The 794-nt window shown below is 70.4% G+C and carries 1 protein-coding gene; it reads right to left on the reverse strand.

Features of this window, described 5'->3' with window-relative positions; genetic code table 11:
* Positions 1-19: 19 nt before the first annotated feature.
* Complete coding sequence (locus CCN56_RS40895; RefSeq protein ID WP_086832570.1) at positions 20-601, reverse strand: TetR/AcrR family transcriptional regulator; 582 nt, start codon at positions 599-601, stop codon at positions 20-22.
* Positions 602-794 lie beyond the last annotated feature (193 nt).

Raw genomic sequence — 794 nt, forward strand, 5'->3', positions numbered from 1 at the left:
CCGCCCCGGCCTCTCCCCGTCAGTCGCCGCCGCCGGCGACCGACAACGCGGGCTCCAAAACGTCCCACACCTCGCTCACCAGCTCGGCGGGACCGGTCCCGTCCGCCGCCGTCACCACGGCGGGGGCGCCGACCAGGAGGGCCACGACGAGCCGGGCCAGCGGCTCGGCCGGGTGGGCGGTGCGGAACGAGCCCTCCTCCTGGCCCTTGTGGATCAGGAGTGCCACGACACCGCAGAGCCTGTCGAGGTGCACGGGCACGGTTTCCTCCGCGCGGGCGGCGTCCATGACCAGGCGCAGTCCGGCGGCGAAGGGCACGTCCTCGGACACCCGGCGGGCGAGGTCCAGGAGCAGTCTCCGCAGGACGGGCAGGGCCGCGCCGCTCTCCTCCGCCTCGTCGGCGGCGGTGGCGAGGGCGTCGGCCCAGGCCGCCTCGAAGGAGCGGGTCAGTTCGCCGGCGAGGTCCGCTTTCGAGGAGAAGTGTCCGTAGAGGGCTCCCTTGGTCAGTCCGGTGCGGGCCGTGATGTCGGCCAGGTTCGTCCCCGCGAATCCGTGCAGGGCGAACTCGGCGGCTGCCGCACCGAGCACCAGGTCATAGGTCATGCGGGCCCTGTCCTGTTGCCTCACCGGGCGTCCGCCTCCCTTCCGCTGTCGTGGTCCTCCATGTCTTTCATGACGGCCTCTCAGAAAATACCTTCTAGATCGAATCTTTTTCTAGTCGCATCAGCACCACCACTGAACCTCCACTCAAGGAGTACGTGTCATGACAGTCCTCGCCTCCCTCGCGGCCCCCGCC

The organism is Streptomyces sp. NRRL B-24572 (assembly GCF_002156145.1).
In the GTDB taxonomy this organism is placed as follows: Bacteria; Actinomycetota; Actinomycetes; order Streptomycetales; family Streptomycetaceae; genus Streptomyces; species Streptomyces vietnamensis.

What these genes read in the sequence shown, in the direction of transcription:
- CCN56_RS40895 (WP_086832570.1), bottom strand. Translation starts at nt 601, where the DNA reads ATGACCTATGACCTGGTGCTCGGTGCGGCAGCCGCCGAGTTCGCCCTG.